The sequence below is a fragment of the Rhodopirellula sp. SH410 genome, assembly GCF_055811895.1.
In genome coordinates this window covers 5093093-5111072 of the sequence record NZ_CM147949.1, presented here as the reverse complement: position 1 = coordinate 5111072, position 17980 = coordinate 5093093, and the positions used below count along the sequence as shown (strand labels likewise).

Here is a 17980-nt window from a genome sequence, read left to right as displayed (position 1 = left end):
AACCTACAACGATGGAGAGCCGTTGGAAGCAACAACGGTGAACGCCACTCGCTGATAGCGTGTCAACGAAGGTCTTCCATTGTCAGTGACTTCGCAGACAATATGAATCGTGTCGCCCGTTTTAGCCGTGGCGGGTATCTTCACAACCGCCGACGTGTCCCGATCATGCGAGATAGTCACTGGACGCTTCGACAAACGGCCACCAATGAAATTTGATTTCATCATTGTCGGGATCGTTGGAGGCCGCGGCATCGAGAGCAACAGAATCTCCTGCTTGAGCCTCACGGTCCGGGTTCCCTGCGACGATAACCTTGGGCGGATGATTGGATTCTTCAACACTCCGCACACACCAATCTGCTCGGGCCGCCCAGTCGTTCTGGAAATGCGTTGCCCATCGCAGCAGGCTGTGAACCCGATGAGAGCCCACTTCCGTTTCTCCCGGCACAGTCAGAATAGCGCCTCACTCAGTACAACCCAAATATTTGGATGCCACCGCAATACCACAAAAATCCACCACCCTGAACGATGCACTGAAAAAAGCGGTAAGGAACGAGCGGAAAAGAAGTGGCCGAACGCTCCGCGGTCGGAATGGTCGACCGCGGAGCGTTCAGCCACAATATCAGACAGTCATTTCCCGCTCGTTCCTAAGTCAGTGCTTGTCGTAGCTACAGCGACCGGCGCACACTTCCGTCGGATGAACCTGAATAGTTACTTTCGATTTTACTCGTCCCACAGCGAGTTGATTGCCTCGACGGTCTGGTCGACGAGTGCCTGCCCTCCCTTGGGGCCGACGGGACAACTCGGCGGGATAGCGCTATAGCTGCCTCCCTCGACTGCTCGGACCGTGGGCAGATAAGTCCCGGATTGCTCGCCGGTCAACTGGATCACGAACGTCTGCACTGCCTTGCTGCGGGCCTTGATCTGCACGCCGTAATCGGTGTACAGCTCAAAGGGATTGGTGCAGATCGCGATGTCACCGAGTCGGATGACGTGGAATTGTCGCTCGTACAAGTCACCTTCTTGCTGCTGCTGGTACCGGTCGGTCACCGCCTTTTGCCAGTTCATCATGCGCTGGTTGGCTGGATCCTTGGCGAGACGATCGACCTCGGCTTGGGCCGCTGCGTTCTGCTCTTCCGTGACCATCCAGACCGGAAGTTTGAGCGTTCCCACCCGATGCACCATCTTCACGTCGGTGCGGATATCGTTCTGGGCCGCCGAGTTGGCTTCGTCCACCGCCACGTCGAGTCGTCGGGCAATTTCTTCGAGCCGCGTGAGGCCGCGGAGCTTGAGCATTCGCGTCTCTGCCGCCCGGTTGTACATCAGGTGAGGCGACTGGTCGCCGGCCGCCCCACACCAACCCAACACGTCGAGTTGCGGGCCGTAACGCTTCCGCAACAAGTCACGGGTGGGGTGCCAGAAGTCGGCGTTGACTGCGCTTCGACCTTCGACTTCCTGCGCAGGACAGGCCACATTAACCGCCATGGCGAGGGGTGCCTTTTCGGCATCCCAAAAGCTGAGGACGTCGACATTATGGTCCTCGCATCCCTCGATGCCGCGAAACTCGGGCTTGTCCGTTTTGCCGTACATCGCCGCCGAACCGTTGGCATAGACTGCCCGGCGATTGTGGGCCACGACGGCCTGCCCCAGCCCCCAGCTGACACCGGCGGGCTCGCGTCCGTTCCAGGCCTCCACGACCGCGTCGCTGACCTGCTCCACCAGAAATCCAACGTACTCGGCTGGTTGGATCACCCCTTCGGCCGGCAAGACATATTTGCCCTCGACCATCACCGGGGCGGTGTGCGTGTGGGTCGCGTTGACGAACAGTTTTTGGACATCCACCTCGGGCAGCTTCGCGGCAACCGCGCTGCGGATCCGCGATTGGACGTCTTCACGGATGACCACCAAGTCGCAAGAGACCATGATGGCCGTCTCCAATGACTCGTCGCCCTCGCGTGATTCCAACACCAGAACGTTTGCCGTGCAGGGGCTTTCCACGGTCTTGGCCACCCGTGTATGAAACTGCCCCGAAAGGGCGACGGGCTCGTCGGGCGTGATCGTGGTGCGAGCTGCTCCAACGAGTAGTTCTGCGGCATGGAGATCGATAGCGTGACCGACCCAGAGCACGGCTGCGCAGGCGATCAGCACGCCAATGCGATTAAAAGCCTGAGGAATGATGAGGCACAGCAAGCGTGCGGCGAGAGAAAGCGTCTTCATTCAATGCGTCCAAGTAGTCGTACGGAGAAGCCTAGCGAAACGGGCTCGCATTTTGCACGAAGTCGATCTATTCAGAAATTCGATAGCTCGTTTGCAATGCCTCCAATCACGATTGTTTAACTGATCCCGTTCCTCCTGTCAAAATTTTCGCCGTGAAGAATCTGTCCCCACCGCCGCGATGATGGAGTCGCGATGGCGATGTTTGGTTGATGCTCAGTTCTCGAACGCGAAGAGGGTCTTCCAGTCGTCCTTCATGCTGATGACGATCCAGCCGTCGTTCTTCGCTTCGCGTTCAATGAGTCCGATCAAAGGGGACGGGGGCAATAAATTGTCGAAATCACGAAAACTACCCCCGTCCTTTTATTGTTCCCCACGGATCGGCTCAGCCCTTGATCCACCCACGCTTGGCGGACGGCTTTCAATCGCGTCGGCCCGAACTCATCCGCATCGGTTTTGCCAGACAGGCTGTTCAGCTTTTTCAAACCTGCCTGCCAAGCTGACTTTTCGCTGGTCGGCTTGCCATCCTTGACGTAGTAGGTTTTTCGTTCTTTCCAAAACGCCAATGCGAGCACCATCACGGACTCTCCGGATTGCCGGGCGTTCATAACCGCCGCCGATCGACCGCTCGCTAGGTACTCCGAGCACAGTCGGTCATATTCCTGGCGCGATGCGTCAGATCCATGAACGCCCAGGTAGTAAGATCGCCCGCCGATCTTCATCACGGCTTGCCCCGATGCTTTGTGCAGACAGTAGGTCGGCAGCTTCTTAGAGAGTTTGGGCACGTGCAGAGCTCCATCTCCAAAAGGGGGGGGGCTACCCTTTTGGGAATCGAGGAAAACGCAGCGCCGCCAAACACGGCGGGTCAGGCAAAGCCTGTATCCGCAAGGACTTAAGAAAAGTGGAAGTGCTGGGACTCGAACCCAGGGCCATTCGATTAAAAGTCGAATGCTCTAACCAACTGAGCTACACTTCCAGTTCGATCGCCGAGAAACAAAAACAGCACCGTGGCTATGACGGTGCCGAATTGGAATCAGCGATCATGTAGCATTAACTACAGCGGAGCGGACAGGATTCGAACCTGCGGACCAGCGTGAACCGGTCACCGATTTAGCAAACCGGCGCTTTCGACCACTCAGCCACCGCTCCAGGTGGTCTCGTTCGTCAGTTCGGAATTGTGCTCGATTGTGGCGACCTTGGCAACCCATGTTCAGCCCTTGTTTGGGATGCTTTGCACCTTTTTAGGTCGGCAGGCTGCACTGCCCCACCGTGGGGAGCGAATTTTCCCGCTCCCACGAAGAATTTGCTGTGATACTTTTATGGACGAGCCCTTTTTTTGGGCACTTTGAACTTTTGACTCCAGCACCAACCTGAGGTCTCCATCCAAAAATCGATTTCTGTGACGAATGCGGGATCGATCCAGACAACAGGGGGGCAACGCGAGAAATCGATGCTGAAACGAGGGCCGCGTGTCGGGGCAAAGACCGGGGGCGTGCCGGTACTGCGAAGGCGATCGCGGAGATTTCGGATCGCTACCGAACGAGAATCATCAGCTTTTATCTTCACGCCAGCCCGGCAGAACCGCTGGAACGGTTCCCAAGCGACTTGACGATCCATCCAAACACTGGAAACTCAATACGGGCGACCGCGCCACGCCCAGCACGTGGGGAGCGGATCGTGCAGCCTGCGAGGATGGTGTTCGAAAAATGTAATTCGAAACATGCCCCCTGGTATATCATTCCCGCTGATAAAAAATGGTACCGCGACGCCTGTCTTGCGGCGATCGTGCGAAAGACATTTCAGGACATGGATCCCCCGGCGGCGAACCGTCGCAGTGGACGATCGACAAAATATGCAGACGCTTGCGAGCGAGAAGCCATCAGCTCCTCGCTCCTGTCCCCCTCTCTCTCCCTTTTCTTCCTTACTCCCCCTCTCCCATCGTATGTCAATTCAGCGAAATCCGACTCGTCCGGTCACCATCGGCTCCATCACTGTCGGCAATGGACATCCGATCGCGGTGCAGAGCATGACCGCGACCAAAACGCAGGACGTCGATGCGACCGTGGCGCAAGCCGAGGCGTTGCATGCACGCGGTGCGGGCGTGGTCCGGATCGCCGTTGACAGCAAGCAAGACGCCGCGGCGCTTGCGGAGATACGTCTGCGAACGACCGCAAATCTGGCCGTTGACCTGCAGGAAAACTTTCGCCTCGCCGAACTCGTTGCGCCGCACGTTGATAAAATTCGCTACAACCCCGGTCACCTCTATCACCACGGTCGCGATCGGACGTGGCAGGACAAGGTGCGGTATCTGATTGATTTGGCGGGTGAACATGGTTGCGCCGTGCGAATCGGCGTGAACTGCGGCAGCGTTGATCCAGCCAAAAAGGAGAAGTACGCCGCGGATGATTCGATCACGCCGATGCTCGAATCGGCGATTGAGCACTGCGAACTCGTCGACTCGCTCGGTTTTCATCATTTTGTCGTGTCACTCAAGGACAGCGACCCCTCCAAAGTCGTCGAGGTGAATCGGCGGTTTGCAGAGCTGCGTCCCGACGTGCCCTTGCATCTCGGTGTGACGGAAGCGGGGATGCCGCCCGAGGGCATCATCAAAACGCGGATTGCTTTCGAACAGCTCATCGGCAAGGGCATTGGCGATACCGTGCGCGTCTCACTCACCCTGCCGAATCCGCGAAAACCCGAAGAGATTGACGCGGGGCGGGAGATTATCGACGACATTCAAGCCGGACGCGTCCGCAGCGTGGTGCGGTTTGACGATACGAAACTGAACATCATCAGTTGCCCGAGTTGTTCCCGCGTCGAAAACGAGGCCTTCGTCGATCTCGCCGCCAGCGTCAAGGAAATGACCAGGTATGCTCAAGATTACGCGATCACCATCGCCGTCATGGGATGCCGGGTCAATGGTCCCGGGGAAACTGACGATGCCGATCTCGGCCTGTGGTGCGGCCCAGCAAAAGTGAACTTGAAGAAAGGAGAAGTGGCTTTGGGCGCGTATGGATACGATGAAATCCTGCCCAAACTTCAGGCTGAGTTGGACGCCTTGATCGCAGAGAAAACCGGATCGGCAGCGAGCGTTTGAGCCGGCGTCGAGTTCTGTTGATGGCCACGTCGATGCGGGGTGGCGGTAGCGAAAAACAGATTGCCCTGTTGGCAAAGCATCTGCCTCGCGATCAATTCGACGTGCACGTGTACCTGACCCATCGCACCGGCGAATTGCTCGCCGAGTTGCCCTCCGATGTGGCGTTGCATAGCCACGTGGAGGGGAGGGCAGGTGCGGTGCGAACCATGCTGGGCCGTATTCCAGGTACGATTCTGCGTCGGCAAGCCGCGGAGTTTGCTGAGATTGTGCGCCGTGAGCGGATTGACGTGATTTACGACCGGGCCTTTCACAACACCCTGATCGCCGGCCACCCTTCCATCCGAGGCCTGCCGGTTCGTCGTGTCTCGACCATCGTCAGTCCGCCGCATGATGCGTTGCCGATGGTCGAAAAGCGATTCGTCAACGCCAAACGCCGGATGCTGGCGAACGCCTATCGCCGCAGCGACCATGTCATCGCGGTCAGCCAAGCGGCCGCGGACTCGGCCGTGAAGTATTACGGACTGTTGCCCGATCACGTCACGGTCGTTCGCAACCCCGTCGACGTCGACTCGGTACGCGCCCTGGCGCAGTGGCGTCAGTCACCAGATGGAGGGGAGGAGCGAGATCCATTGCGGTTGGTGTGTGTGGGCCGGATGACGCCAGAGAAAGGGCAATCCGATTTGATTGCTGCCATGGGCCGGTTACCGGGCTGGTGGCCGAAATCGCTGCCGCGACTAGCTCTGCGGATGATTGGCGACGGCGAGGATCGACCTCGGCTCGAGCAACAATGGGCCGCCGTGGCCGGCAGTGGTGGCGACTGCGACGGTCACACGGTTGAATTTGCGGGGGTGATTTCGCCTGCTCTCGAGGAAATCGCCCGGGCCGACGCGCTGGTGCTGCCCTCGCGTTTCGAAGGCATGCCCAATGTTGTGCTGGAGGCCTTCGCATTGCGCGTTGCGGTCGTCGCGACGACGAGCGGCGGGACCGCGGAATTGCAGTCCGATCAGCAATCTCCCACGTGTTTCTGGGCAAAGCCCGGTGATCCAGCCTCCCTGGCGAGCGCACTTCGCGAGCTGGCTGAGAATCCTCGGCAGAGGGGGCTGCACGTGCGCGCGGCCGAGGAAATCGTGCGAACACGGCATGCCATGGGCCCCGCGATCGACAAAATCTCTGAGTGGTTACTAGGATAATCCTGACAACTGATATACTCACCGGTGCGTAGCAACCTCAATGGCACAGAGGTGTGAAAAGTGCGAAATTTGTTGACATGTGTTTTTTTTGCCAACTATAATTTGGCAGTTCGCCCCGCTGCCCCACTCTTTTCTTTCATCCCTCCCCTGGAATCACTTTCCCATGAATTTACTCGGGAAATCCTTCTCGGTTTTGATCCTATTGCTCAGCCTGGTGTTCATGGTTTTGGCCCTCGCTGTCAATGCATCGCACCGCAATTGGCGTGACGTCGTGATGTCCGACAATGGCTTGAAGGCACAAATCGAAACCTACGAACGCACCAACAACCAGCTTCGTGAAGCACGGGCTCGTACCCAGGCAGATCTGGATCGCGAACGCGTCGCCCGCCGTACCGCTCTGGCAGCTTTGGAGACCAAGCAAACCGCACTGGCCGGCCAATTGAGCGCCAGCGAAGCGATCGTCCAGCAGGAACAAGCCAAGAATACTTCACTGGCTCAGCTCGATCGCAGCCGCGCCGAGGAGCTCGAAAAGCTCACCGCCGAGGCCGCCATGCTGCGAGCACAGATCCGTAAAGAACAACAGGACCGCGACAACTTGTTCGCCGAAACCCTGAAACTGACCGACGACATGAACAGCTTGCGAGGCATCGTGCAACTGCAGCAAGATCGCAATGATCAACTGCTGGCACAGGTCACTCGCTACAAAGAAGTCGTTGACGCGGCCGGGTTGAACATGAATGATCCACTTGATGGATCGCCTCCCGATCGAAACGGAAACGTTCTGGTCATCAACCGACCTCGTAAACTGGTCGAGGTTTCGATCGGATATGACGATGGTCTCCGCGAAGGCCACTTGCTCGAAGTGACTCGGGGCGGACGCTATGTCAGTCGCTTGCGGGTCCGCAAGACCGAGCCAGACCGGGCCGTGGCAGAAATCCTAAATGACTACAGCGAAGGTGCAATTCAGGAGGGCGACCGTGTCGACACTACCATCGAATAATTCTGGCGGCCGGCCAACGAGACGACCACCGAGCGTGTACACCGTCATGCTACTGCTGGCCATGGTTTTCATGCTGATCGCCGTGGTTGCCATGTACATTGAACTGGGACGCTGGTACCCAGACTACTACAAGACCAACACCGCCACGCCCACCACCACAGGCATGGTCCAGCCCATCACAGACTACCACCTCGCGTAGCTTGTGGTTCCCATTCTAGCCGGACGGCTCCGCCGGTCCGAGCTAGTTGTGGTCGAACGCTCCGCGGTCGATTCCGCTGCCCGCCGAATGTGCCGTGGTATTCTCCCGCTCCTTCTGTCGACGCGAAACAGAGCCAGATATCTGATCCTGGCTCGCTGTTTCTGCTGCCGATCAAAAGTTGAGCCCAAAGTTTTATTGCCGGTTCGGCTATTTCTGCTGAAGGTTCTGCCCTGCTCTGCCCGATACTACGGGTACCATGGATTGGGAGGGCGGAACGATCGGTGCATCGTTCCACATTGACAGGGCCGTGGTGAGGCAGGGAGGGCTTCACCATGGCCCTTCTCTTTTGGCGGCGGCCTGTTTACACGATCAGCATCGCGTCGCCGTAGCTGAAGAATCGATACTCTGCATCGATTGCTTCCTGATATGCCCGCATGATTAACTCATGCCCCGCGAATGCGCTGGCGAGCACGAGCAGCGAGCTTTTGGGCAAGTGAAAATTGGTCATCAACGCATCGACGGCCGCAAATTGATACGGCGGTTTGATGAAGATGTCGGTGGCTCCGGTCCATTCTTGAAGTGCTCCGCCATTGGCAGCCGCGCTGCTTTCGAGCACTCGCACGCTGGTCGTGCCCACGGCGACACAGCGACCTCCGGCTTCGCGGCGTTGGCGAATCGCGGCGCAGGTCTCCGCGTCGATGCGGCCCCATTCCTGATGCATGGTGTGGTTGTCGATGTCGTCCACTTCGATCGGTCGAAACGTGCCGATGCCGACGTGCAAAGTCACTTCGCGGATCGAGGTTTGTCCCTTGGCGATGTTGCGCAGCAAGCTGTCGGTGAAGTGCAGCCCCGCCGTCGGCGCCGCAACGCTGGCTTTGTCCTCTTCTCGATCGCTGGCGAAAACGGTTTGGTAGTTCACCAGATCCGCATCGACCATTCGGCCATCCCGGATGTAGGGTGGGATGGGAACGCGGCCAAAACGTTCGAGCCACTTTGTCGGGGAGACCACCTCACCCGAAAGCGTCTCGTCGAGCTGTACCGATTCAGGGATCGGGCGGACGAACAGATGGCCTTCTTGATCGCGGCCGATCACTTCGAGTTGCCCGCCGTCGCGTGCGTCCCGGTCCTGCAGCGTGATCTTTTCACCCGCCTTCAGGCTGCCCCGCGTTTTCGTCAGTAGTTCCCATACACCGGTGCTGGCGTCACTTCGCAAGTACAGCCCTTGCCAGCGACCTTGGGTGCTGGTGCGGTAGCCCACCAGTCGGGCGGGCACCACCCGTGAATTATTCAGGACGAGCGAGTCTTCGGCGCGTAGCAGTTCCGGCAAATCACGGACATGCTGATGCTCGATCGTGCCGCTGGATCGGTCGATGACCATCAATCGCGCGTCGACGCGATTGCGCAGTGGTTCCTGGGCGATCCGCTCGCGTGGCAATGAGTAGTCATAGAGGTCGAGTGCGTGCATTGGGAGAGTGTATCTGAAAAGGTCTTAGGTGTATGCCATCGTTCAAGCTCATGTTGTTTTTCCTCGAATGCGGAGGAGCGTTGATCGGCAGGTTGGCTGTGTTGGATTCTGTCGTTTTCGCTCGGGGGAGGTTCAGGTACTGTTTAACCGGCACGATTTACCACCCGTCGCTGGCGAAACCACTTTTCTGGTGTATTTGGATGCCGTCCTCAGCGCATGTTATGCCGAACAATACAACTAGCCGGCGCGGTCAACCGAGTGGAGGACCCGACGCCAGTCCGAAGAGGTCGAACCAGCGATTTGTCGTGGTGTGGGATTGCGACAATCTCCGTTGGAACGAAAGCTTCTCGAAGTTGATAAAGAAACGGCGGGGCGACGTCTGGGCACGTCGCCCCCGCCGTCTTTTCAACTTTGCCGCACCGATCAGGCTGCGGGATTGAGGTACGACGACAATCTCTCAGCGCGCGATGGGCTCTGCAGCTTCGCGACCGCTTTGGCTTCGATTTGTCGCACGCGTTCGCGGGTGACCTTGAAAATCCGGCCGCACTCTTCGAGCGTGTAGCTGTAGCCGTCGACAAGCCCATATCGTAGGCGGATGATTTCCCGCTCGCGAAAGGTCAGCGTCTTGAGCAGTTCGTCGATCTTGCTTCGCAACATGCCGCTGGCGGCCATCTGGACGGGGTTGTCGTTCTCGTTGTCTTGCACGAACTCGCCGAAACTGCTGTCTTCCCCTTCGCCGACTGGACGGTCCAAGCTCACCGGGTGACGGCCGATGTCCATCACCCGCCGGACTTCCTCGACCGCTACTTCCGTCGATTCCGCGATTTCTTCATAGGTGGGTTCGCGACGCAGCGTCTGCGTGAGACGTTTCTGGGCCTGGCGTAGCTTGCTGAGGACGTCGATCATGTGAACGGGAATGCGAATCGTACGGGCCTGGTCGGCGATCGCACGTGTGATGGCTTGGCGAATCCACCACGTTGCATAGGTGCTGAACTTGAATCCACGGCGGTACTCGTATTTGTCCACCGCCCGCATCAGACCGGTGTTGCCCTCTTGAATCAGGTCCAGAAATGACAGGCCGCGGTTACGGTATTTCTTGGCGATTGAAACGACCAGTCGCAAGTTGCCGGCGCTCAGTTCACGTTTGGTCGATTCGTATTGATCGAAATATTTGCGAGTTCGGACCATGCGGTTGTGCAAGCTCCGCGGGCTTTCCTGCGTGACGAGCATGAGCTCTCGCAGTTCTTGCCGCAGGTCAGCGGCTTCGTCCCGGCTCATCGCGTCCATGCCCAGTGAATCGAGGCGCTCGCGGATAAAGTTCATCCGTCCTGAGATCTTTTCGAGTTGGTGCAGCAGTGGGGTAACGCGGCGGCTACGCAGGCTGAGTTCCTCAACCATTTCAAGGCATTTGCGGCGACGGCGGAGGAAACGCTTGCGAATTTCAGCCTTGAGTCGTGGCGAAACACTGCGGCGGACGAGGACTTCGAAATCTTCTTGATTCTGAGCAATCAATGGCTCGAGCGTGCGCAGGTTGTGCGGCATCCGCTGTGAAATCTGCTCTTTGGTCAATCGTTCCGTCAACGAGACCTTGATCGTGCGGTCAAATGGGAGTTCACCGCTGTGAACTTTCTGCAGCACCTCGACGGTCGCTCGTAGTGCGTAATCGCTTTCGAGCAGTGAGCGGCGATACTGCTTGCGCGTGATTTCAATTTTCTTGGCCAATGAAATTTCTTGCTCGCGGGTCAGCAAGGGAATTTCCGCCATTTGGCTCAGGTACATGCGAATCGGATCATCGCTGGCCTTCGGCAGATCACTCGACGTGCCGAGTACGGGACCGCTCGTGTCCTCAACATCCGCTCGTTCGAGCGAGGCGGCGCGGGAGCTATCTTCGGCATCAACTTCCGCGTCCAGGTCCGCGGTGTCTTCCGCCGACGGTTCGAAATCGTCGTCGGAGATTCGGCTCTCGTTGTACAGTTCTTCTCCCGTCTCAGGACCAGAGACCTTCGGCATCGCAACCCGGCGGGTTTGTTTCGCAGCCGCTACCCGAGCTTGCTTTTCGGTCGCTTCGATCAGTGAGATGCCACGCCGCTCGAGGGCGAGTAGTAATGTGTTGAGCTTCTCAGGATTAACGTCTTCGTCGGGCAGATATGCGTTGACTTCATCGTAGGTGAGGTAACCGTCCTTGGCACCACGGGAGATGAGCTGCGAGAGGTCTTGGTCCATCAATTGCATAATTCTAACTTCGTGTTAAAAGGGTCACGCCCCATCATGGGACGCTGAACTCGAATGGGCGTGCCGGATTAACGAGAGCGGGAACGCTCGCCAAAACCAACCAACTCAAGCTCGTAAGCGGGAGTACAAAAAGAACAGGGAGAGACGGGGTACGGGAAAACCTGGGGTTCGTGGAAAGGAGCGGGAGCCCATCCGAAAAAGAGTCTGATTCAATCAATCATCCATGTCAGACTCGTTTTCGGAGGGGCTGTTAGCGTGGGGTGTGTCGGATGCGTTCAGCGTCGATGATCGATTGTAGGACCGCCATCTCTTCGTCCTCGGCGAGTGTTGCTGATTCCAATTGGGTGATCTGACGCGACTTCTCAGCCTCGAATTCACGCTCGTGAAACCGGGTTAGGATCATCGTGTATCGCTCGTGCGGACTTTCCGTTGAGCGATCACCGCGAAGATCGATGCGTTGTTGCAGCGACACGATCTGAAGTTTGAGGAAGTCGTTCTCGATCAAGGTCAGCAACGAGTCCGCATTGAGATCGTGTCCGTTGAGATCCAGTTCCTGATACGCCGAGAGCAACATTTTGGCAGTGGTTGACTGCAGCCATTCCGAGTCGATCGCTTCGACCGCCATGGCCGCGACCTCGGGGCTTTCCAGCAGCGTCTCGAATAGTTCGCGATCGACGCCTGATAAGGGGGATGACTGCGATGTGTCGCTGTTGCGGCGACGGGCAGTCGACGATGGCTGGTGCGTCGGCGGTGGCGTGTGTTCGTCGATGCCAAACATGGCGGCGTCTTCCATCGCTGCCGACGCAAAAGGATCATCGGTCGCGAAACCAGAATCGGAATTACGTTGTTGGGGGGCGTTGTTGGTGACCGGGGGGGCGGCCTGCTGTTGCTGGTAGCGGGCCTTCTTCGTTTCGTTTTCTTTTCGCGCCGCTCGCAGGGCATCGAGTCGCCGAGTCAATCGCTCGACGGGCAAGTCGAACGTGCGGCTGATTCGCATCAGTAACTGATCCACTCGCAACGAGGCGCGATCGTCGTTCTGCGGGACTTTGACGAATAACGCCAGCATCGTTTCGATGGCTGCTGTTACCCGGTGCGTGTCACGTGTCAGGTCGACACCATCGACTAAGCACGCGATCTTGTGATCGATGGCATCGGGAGCGTTTTTTGCGAGATCGAGCAGCGCAGCCTTTGAGTGGGCAGCGAGGAAATCGGCAGGGTCGGCGTTGTCGGGCAGGGTGAGGATTCGCAGGTCGGCCTCAGCGGTCACGAATAGATCGAGTACTTCTTCGGCACGCCGTCGCCCGGCATCGTCCCCATCGAGCACCAGCACCACGCGGGGTGCGAATCGCTTGAGCACGCCGACGTGCTGCTTTGTCAGGGCAGTGCCCAGCACAGCGACTGCATTCTCGATCCCTGCCATTCTCGCAGCGACGACGTCGGTGTATCCCTCCATCACCAACACTTCGCCGGCGGTGCGAATGGCATCGCGAGCCAAGTCGAGGCCATATAATTCCGACGATTTGCGATACAGCAGCGTTTCGGGACCGTTGAAATACTTCGCCCCGGCGGTGGCTTTGCCACCGGACGCCGAGGCAATTCGATCGGCAATGGCAGGGATGATTCGGCCGCCGAGCGAAATCACTTTGCCGTGCGAGTTGTTGATCGGAAACATCAACCGACCGCGAAAGAAATCGTAACATCCGCTTGCGCCGGAGGAGCTGCCGTTTGTCTTGTTGCGCGATTTGGCGACCCCGCAGGCTACCGCGACGGCCTCGGAATAGTTCTTGCGTTTGAGCAGGTTGACTGCGAAATCCCATGACTCGGGAGCAAACCCGATTCGGAATCGACGGCGGTTCTCATCGTCGACACCGCGTGAAGCAAGGTAATCCCAGGCTGCTTTGGCGTCATCGCTCTTGCGGGTGTCGAGTTGTTCGTAGTACGCCTGAGCGACTTCCTCGATCGCTGACGCCAAGGTGGCTTTGTCGTTGGGGCTGCCGGGTTCCGTTTTCGGTCCGCTGCGATACTCCGGCAACTCGATGCCCGCGCGTTCGGCGAGCATTCGTAAGGCGCCGGGGAAGTCAAGCCCCTCTCGCTGCATCACAAAACTGAAGACGTCTCCGCCAATGTCGCAAACCCAGCACTTCCACGATTGTCGCTCGGGGTTCACCGTCATCGACGGTTTGGTGTCGTTGTGGAAGGGGCACCGGGTGACAAAGTTCCGGCCTTGCGGACGTAGTTCCAGATCTCGACCGATGACATCAATGATGTCGGACGCGCTGCGCACTCGCTCTTTTACGTCGAAGTCGGTCTGGAAAGACAAGCCAGCGCTCCTGCTAGTAACGTCGTTAGCAAACAGAATTGAAAACTCGCCTAGGCGGAGCAGCCTTCTGTTTGATACCGACACAATGGCGGTTTGAGTGAATCGGTCAACCCGTTGGATCGCGACTGCGATCCTCTCGCCACCCTTCCTAGGTGACCGGCTCATCCGAACCCGTGACGGTGTGGGAAAGTGAGCCGAAGCAACCTTCCTGTGCGCCATGATCCGAATGAAGTGCCGAGGCAAATTTCGATTTCGGTACGTCCCTGTAGCGTCGAGTCTCAACCGGGGCGGGTCATCTCCCTGTCACGCCGGTAGGCCGCTTCGTTACAAGCAAGTGACTAGTTTGAGCCGCGTTCAAAAACGAGTCAAGAGCAATCATGACCGAAACTTGAGGCAAAACTTGGAAAGCAAGAAAAAAACTTGCATTGAACGTAGCTGCCGTCGCCAGACGGCGGCCCCATCAAGCCGCCAGTCTCAATACGCTTTCGCGAAAACCGCCATCTTTTCAGCCGGACGGCCTGTCAAGAAACAGGTGCCGGGTGTCGAGTTGTCGTCCCGGGGGACGCACCGAATCGTGACCTTGAGTTCCTTCAGCAACGGGTCGAGGGCCTCTTCGTCAGCGAAGTAGGCGTTGGCGAAACCACCGTGGATCTTGTCTTCGTTCTGGGTGGTGAAAAACTCTCGGAATTCACTTTCACTGGTGATCGTGACGGTGTTGGATTCGCGGAGGTGCAGTGCGGCGGCAAACAAGTCGCTTTGCAGTGTCTCCAGCTTTGCCCCGATCGTCGCGATCAACTCAGTACGCGAGATCCCGAAGCTCTTGGGCTGGTTGCGGATACCGCAGAAAACCGTGCCCGCCGCGATATCCTTCGGGCCGATCTCAAGTCGGATCGGCACTCCGCGTTTGACGTGGTACCACTTCTTTTCCCCGCCCCGTATATCGCGATCGTCGATCGACACGCGGATCGGAGCACCCGCGTAGGTCTGGGCCGCGATCGCCTCTCGTAGCGAATTCGCCTCGGCCAACACCTCGGCCCGCGACTCGCCTTTGTAGATGGGCTGGATGACGACGTGGATGGGTGCCAAACGCGGTGGCAGAACGAGCCCGTCGTCGTCGCTGTGGGTCATGATGAGCGCACCGATCAGACGCGTGCTGACACCCCACGACGTCGTCCATGCAAACTCGATGCCGCCGGTTTCGCTTTGGAATTTGATTTCCTGGGCCTTGGCGAAGTTCTGGCCGAGGAAGTGGCTCGTGCCAGCTTGCAGCGCCTTGCGGTCCTGCATCATCGCTTCGATCGACAGTGTCTCGACGGCGCCGGGGAACCGCTCTTTCGGTGTTTTGCTGCCGACGATGACGGGCATCGCCATCCAGTTCTCTGCGAAATCGCGATAGACCTCGACCATCTGCTCCGTTTCGGCGACCGCTTCGGCAGCGGTGGCGTGCACCGTGTGGCCTTCCTGCCAGAGGAATTCTGCGGTTCGTAGGAACATGCGAGTTCGCATTTCCCAGCGAACGACATTGGCCCATTGATTGATCAAGATGGGCAGGTCGCGGTAGCTTTGGACCCATTTGGCGTACGTGGCACCGATGATCGTCTCGCTGGTCGGCCGCACGATGAGCGGCTCTTCTAGTTTTCCAGCCGGCCGCAGGCCGCCGTTCGGATCTGGCTCGAGCCGGTGATGCGTCACCACGGCGCATTCCTTCGCAAAGCCTTCAACGTGCTCCGCTTCCTTTTCGAGGTAGCTCATCGGGATGAACAGCGGGAAGTACGCGTTCTGGTGCCCGGTCGCCTTGAACATGTCGTCAAGGGCTCGCTGGATGTTTTCCCACAGTTGATATCCCCAAGGCTTGATCACCATGCAGCCACGCACCGGGGAGTTCTCTGCCAGATCAGCGGCCTTGATCACCTGTTGGTACCATTCGGGATAGTCGACCTCGCGGGTGGGGCTGATCGCGGTTTTCGGTGCGGGCATACGGAGCGTGGGAAAAGGGGAGAAGCGAGCGGGGGAGAGGGGGGTGTCTCTGTCGAGATCTGGGCATTGATGCCCAGGGGGGGGCGACTATTCGCGAAGGGGCGGGCGATCGGGGACCACCCACCGTCAAGCGGGCGAGGTGACTAGACGCTCGTGGGGGCTGTGAGCTGTTGCTGGAACTGCTCGAACAGGTAGTGGCTGTCGTGAGGGCCGGCGGCGGCTTCGGGATGGTACTGCACCCCAAACACGTCCGCCGTGCGGTGACGGATTCCTGCGATCGTGTCGTCATTGAGGTGCCGGTGGGTCACTTCGAGGCACTCCGGCAAGTCCTTGTCGTCGACAGCAAATCCATGGTTCTGGGTGGTAATCTCGACTTTCTCGGTCTTCAAATTCAAGACGGGCTGGTTCGCACCACGGTGCCCGAACTTCAATTTGAATGTCTTCGCGCCACAGGCCAACGCGATGAGTTGGTGTCCCAGGCAAATGCCAAAAATGGGCACTTTGCCGACCAGTTCCGCGATCGTCTTCTGGGCGTAAGTCAGCGGTTCGGGGTCGCCGGGACCGTTGGACAGGAATACGCCAGCGGGCTCGAGTCGCAGGATTTCCTCGGCCGATGTGTTGCCCGGGACAATGGTGACACGGTTTCCGCGTGAGCGGAGATGGCGGGGAATGTTCCACTTCATGCCAAAATCCATGCACACCACATGCGGTCGATCCGCGTCGTCGAGCCCGTCGGCGTTACTGACGATCTTCACGCTGCGAGCGCATTCGATCGCAGCCCACTCGTCGAGTTCCGAGGTCCACTTCTCCTGCTGGCTGGGCATGACCTCTTTCACGAGATCGCGACCCACCAGGCTCGGCGCGGCTTTGGCTTTCGCAACCAGTGACGCGTCATCCAAGTCGTGGGTGGACAATACTCCCTGCATTGCGCCAACGCTGCGGATCCGCCGCACGAGCGCCCGGGTATCGATCCCCATCAGCCCCATCACATTGTGCCGCTTGAGGTAATCGTTCAACGTGCCTTCGGATCGGTAATTGCTATGGATTCGGCTCTCGTTGCGGATGACGAATCCTGACAGGGCCGTGCCGTGCCGCTCGACGTCGGTCGAATTGACCCCGTAGTTCCCGATTTCGGGATAGGTCATCGTCACAATTTGACCACAATAGCTGGGGTCCGTGAGGATTTCCTGATACCCAGTCATGGAGGTGTTGAAGACAACTTCTCCGCTGACCTCGCCGCTCGCACCCAATGACTGACCCAAGTAAACGGTACCGTCGGCGAGCGCGAGTTTTGCGGGTCGCGAGCGATTTTTCGAATCAGACATTTAACAGGCGATTTGGTGGGTGCGGGAGTCAACGGCCCCAGTATCACGTCGAAAAACATTCTTTTCTAGGGGGTGCTCAGGACGCAGGAGTGCCGTCGCTGGCGAATCTGAAAAAGAGCCTGAAACCGACGTCGGCGGCACTGCAATGAAGCACAGAAAAATGACGGTGAAAATAGGACTCGGTCGAGGTGGCCGAGACCAACTTTGAAGCCTCTTGCGGCCTTGGGCTCGGGCTCATGTCGCACACCGATCGAGGCTTCTCGCGGCGAAACCGATCCAACGGGCTGTCACGGCCCGACCTGGACATCGTCCTCACCCTCCATCAGCGTCACCGTTTGGAAGTAGCGAGCCCATTGACAATGCGATGCAATCCACTGTCGAAGGCAACGATTCATAGCCTGTCCCTAATGTCCTGTCACCTTTTACGCGCGCGATGGGGAGTGCGTTGAGAGGCGTTGGTGAAGAAACTTGACGCAGAGACGCGAGAGCCGGGGAGACGCAGAGAAGAGGGAGGGAAAGCGGACGTAGTGGGTTTTCTCTGCGTCCTTGCGGCTCACCGTCTCTGCGTTGAATTCTTCAAGACGGTGCGAGGGAGGCTACTGAGGGACATGGCGCTGAAAAAGGTGGGCGCTGAAAAAGGTGACGGCGCTGAAAAAGGTGACGGGGGGAATATCCGCGATCGCAACGGATGCACAAAAAATACCCCCGTCACCTTTTTACGCGAGTGAAGAAACTTGACGCAGAGACGCGAGAGCCGGGGAGACGCAGAGGAGAGGGAGGAGGGGGAGCGGACGTGATGGGGTTTCTCTGCGTCCTTGCGGCTCTCGCGTCTCTGCGTTGAATTCTTCAAGACGGTACGAGGGACGCTACTGAGGGACACAGCGCTTCGTCATTCGGTCGGTAGCATCTATCACGCGGCAGATGCCTTGCCGGTGGCATCAGCCACCGGCAGGGATCGATTGGC

At 58.3% G+C, this 17980-nt stretch carries 11 protein-coding genes, 2 tRNA genes and 2 pseudogenes; 5 read left to right on the top strand and 10 right to left on the bottom strand.

The annotated features are described in order from the left end of the window. Window positions 1–3: 3 nt before the first annotated feature. From SH410x_RS18610 to SH410x_RS18590, 5 genes and pseudogenes are all read right to left on the bottom strand, one after another. Window positions 4–346, bottom strand: a pseudogene (locus SH410x_RS18610) (hypothetical protein). A gap of 374 nt (window positions 347–720) precedes the next feature. Beyond that, a complete protein-coding gene (locus SH410x_RS18605) occupies window positions 721–2214 on the bottom strand; it encodes a hypothetical protein (protein ID WP_473669761.1) in 1494 nt (497 codons plus the stop codon). Between the two features lie 305 nt (window positions 2215–2519). After that, window positions 2520–2996, bottom strand: a complete 477-nt coding sequence (locus SH410x_RS18600; RefSeq protein WP_473669759.1) for a hypothetical protein — start codon at window positions 2994–2996, stop codon at window positions 2520–2522. Between the two features lie 117 nt (window positions 2997–3113). Further along, window positions 3114–3187, bottom strand: a tRNA-Lys gene (locus SH410x_RS18595). Window positions 3188–3271: 84 nt separating this feature from the next. Further along, a tRNA-Ser gene (locus SH410x_RS18590) sits at window positions 3272–3360 on the bottom strand. 240 nt (window positions 3361–3600) lie between these two features. Here SH410x_RS18590 and SH410x_RS18585 point away from each other — a divergent pair. The 5 genes and pseudogenes from SH410x_RS18585 to SH410x_RS18565 all read left to right on the top strand — a co-directional run. Beyond that, a pseudogene (locus SH410x_RS18585) lies at window positions 3601–4011 on the top strand (hypothetical protein); the annotation flags it as partial. Window positions 4012–4153: 142 nt separating this feature from the next. Further along, on the top strand, window positions 4154–5308 hold the full coding sequence (gene ispG / locus SH410x_RS18580; RefSeq protein ID WP_473669757.1) for a (E)-4-hydroxy-3-methylbut-2-enyl-diphosphate synthase: 1155 nt from the start codon (window positions 4154–4156) through the stop codon (window positions 5306–5308). A gap of 20 nt (window positions 5309–5328) precedes the next feature. Continuing rightward, entirely contained in the window at window positions 5329–6498 is a 1170-nt protein-coding gene (locus SH410x_RS18575; RefSeq protein WP_473669755.1) for a glycosyltransferase, read from the top strand. 163 nt (window positions 6499–6661) lie between these two features. Further along, the gene (locus SH410x_RS18570) at window positions 6662–7498 is read left to right on the top strand and encodes a hypothetical protein (RefSeq protein ID WP_473669753.1); all 837 of its coding nucleotides are present in this window, start codon (window positions 6662–6664) and stop codon (window positions 7496–7498) included. Continuing rightward, window positions 7476–7697 carry a hypothetical protein gene (locus SH410x_RS18565; protein WP_473669751.1) on the top strand — a complete coding sequence of 74 codons (222 nt, stop codon included), beginning with the start codon at window positions 7476–7478 and terminating at the stop codon, window positions 7695–7697. Before SH410x_RS18570 ends, SH410x_RS18565 begins: the two co-directional genes overlap by 23 nt. Before the next feature lie 361 nt (window positions 7698–8058). On the opposite strand, the gene queA is transcribed toward SH410x_RS18565, so the two are convergent. The 5 genes from queA to carA all read right to left on the bottom strand — a co-directional run bounded on the left by queA (window position 8059) and on the right by carA (window position 17016). Beyond that, on the bottom strand, window positions 8059–9162 hold the full coding sequence (gene queA, locus SH410x_RS18560; RefSeq protein WP_473669749.1) for a tRNA preQ1(34) S-adenosylmethionine ribosyltransferase-isomerase QueA: 1104 nt from the start codon (window positions 9160–9162) through the stop codon (window positions 8059–8061). A 423-nt stretch (window positions 9163–9585) separates the two neighbouring features. After that, window positions 9586–11394 (bottom strand): sigma-70 family RNA polymerase sigma factor, encoded by a 1809-nt coding sequence (locus SH410x_RS18555; RefSeq protein ID WP_473669747.1) that lies wholly within the window; start codon window positions 11392–11394, stop codon window positions 9586–9588. A gap of 250 nt (window positions 11395–11644) precedes the next feature. Further along, window positions 11645–13714 (bottom strand): DNA primase, encoded by a 2070-nt coding sequence (gene dnaG / locus SH410x_RS18550; RefSeq protein WP_473669745.1) that lies wholly within the window; start codon window positions 13712–13714, stop codon window positions 11645–11647. Window positions 13715–14188: 474 nt separating this feature from the next. Beyond that, a complete protein-coding gene (gene proS / locus SH410x_RS18545; protein WP_473669743.1) occupies window positions 14189–15691 on the bottom strand; it encodes a proline--tRNA ligase in 1503 nt (500 codons plus the stop codon). 143 nt (window positions 15692–15834) lie between these two features. Continuing rightward, on the bottom strand, window positions 15835–17016 hold the full coding sequence (gene carA / locus SH410x_RS18540; protein WP_473669741.1) for a glutamine-hydrolyzing carbamoyl-phosphate synthase small subunit: 1182 nt from the start codon (window positions 17014–17016) through the stop codon (window positions 15835–15837). Window positions 17017–17980: the final 964 nt, after the last annotated feature.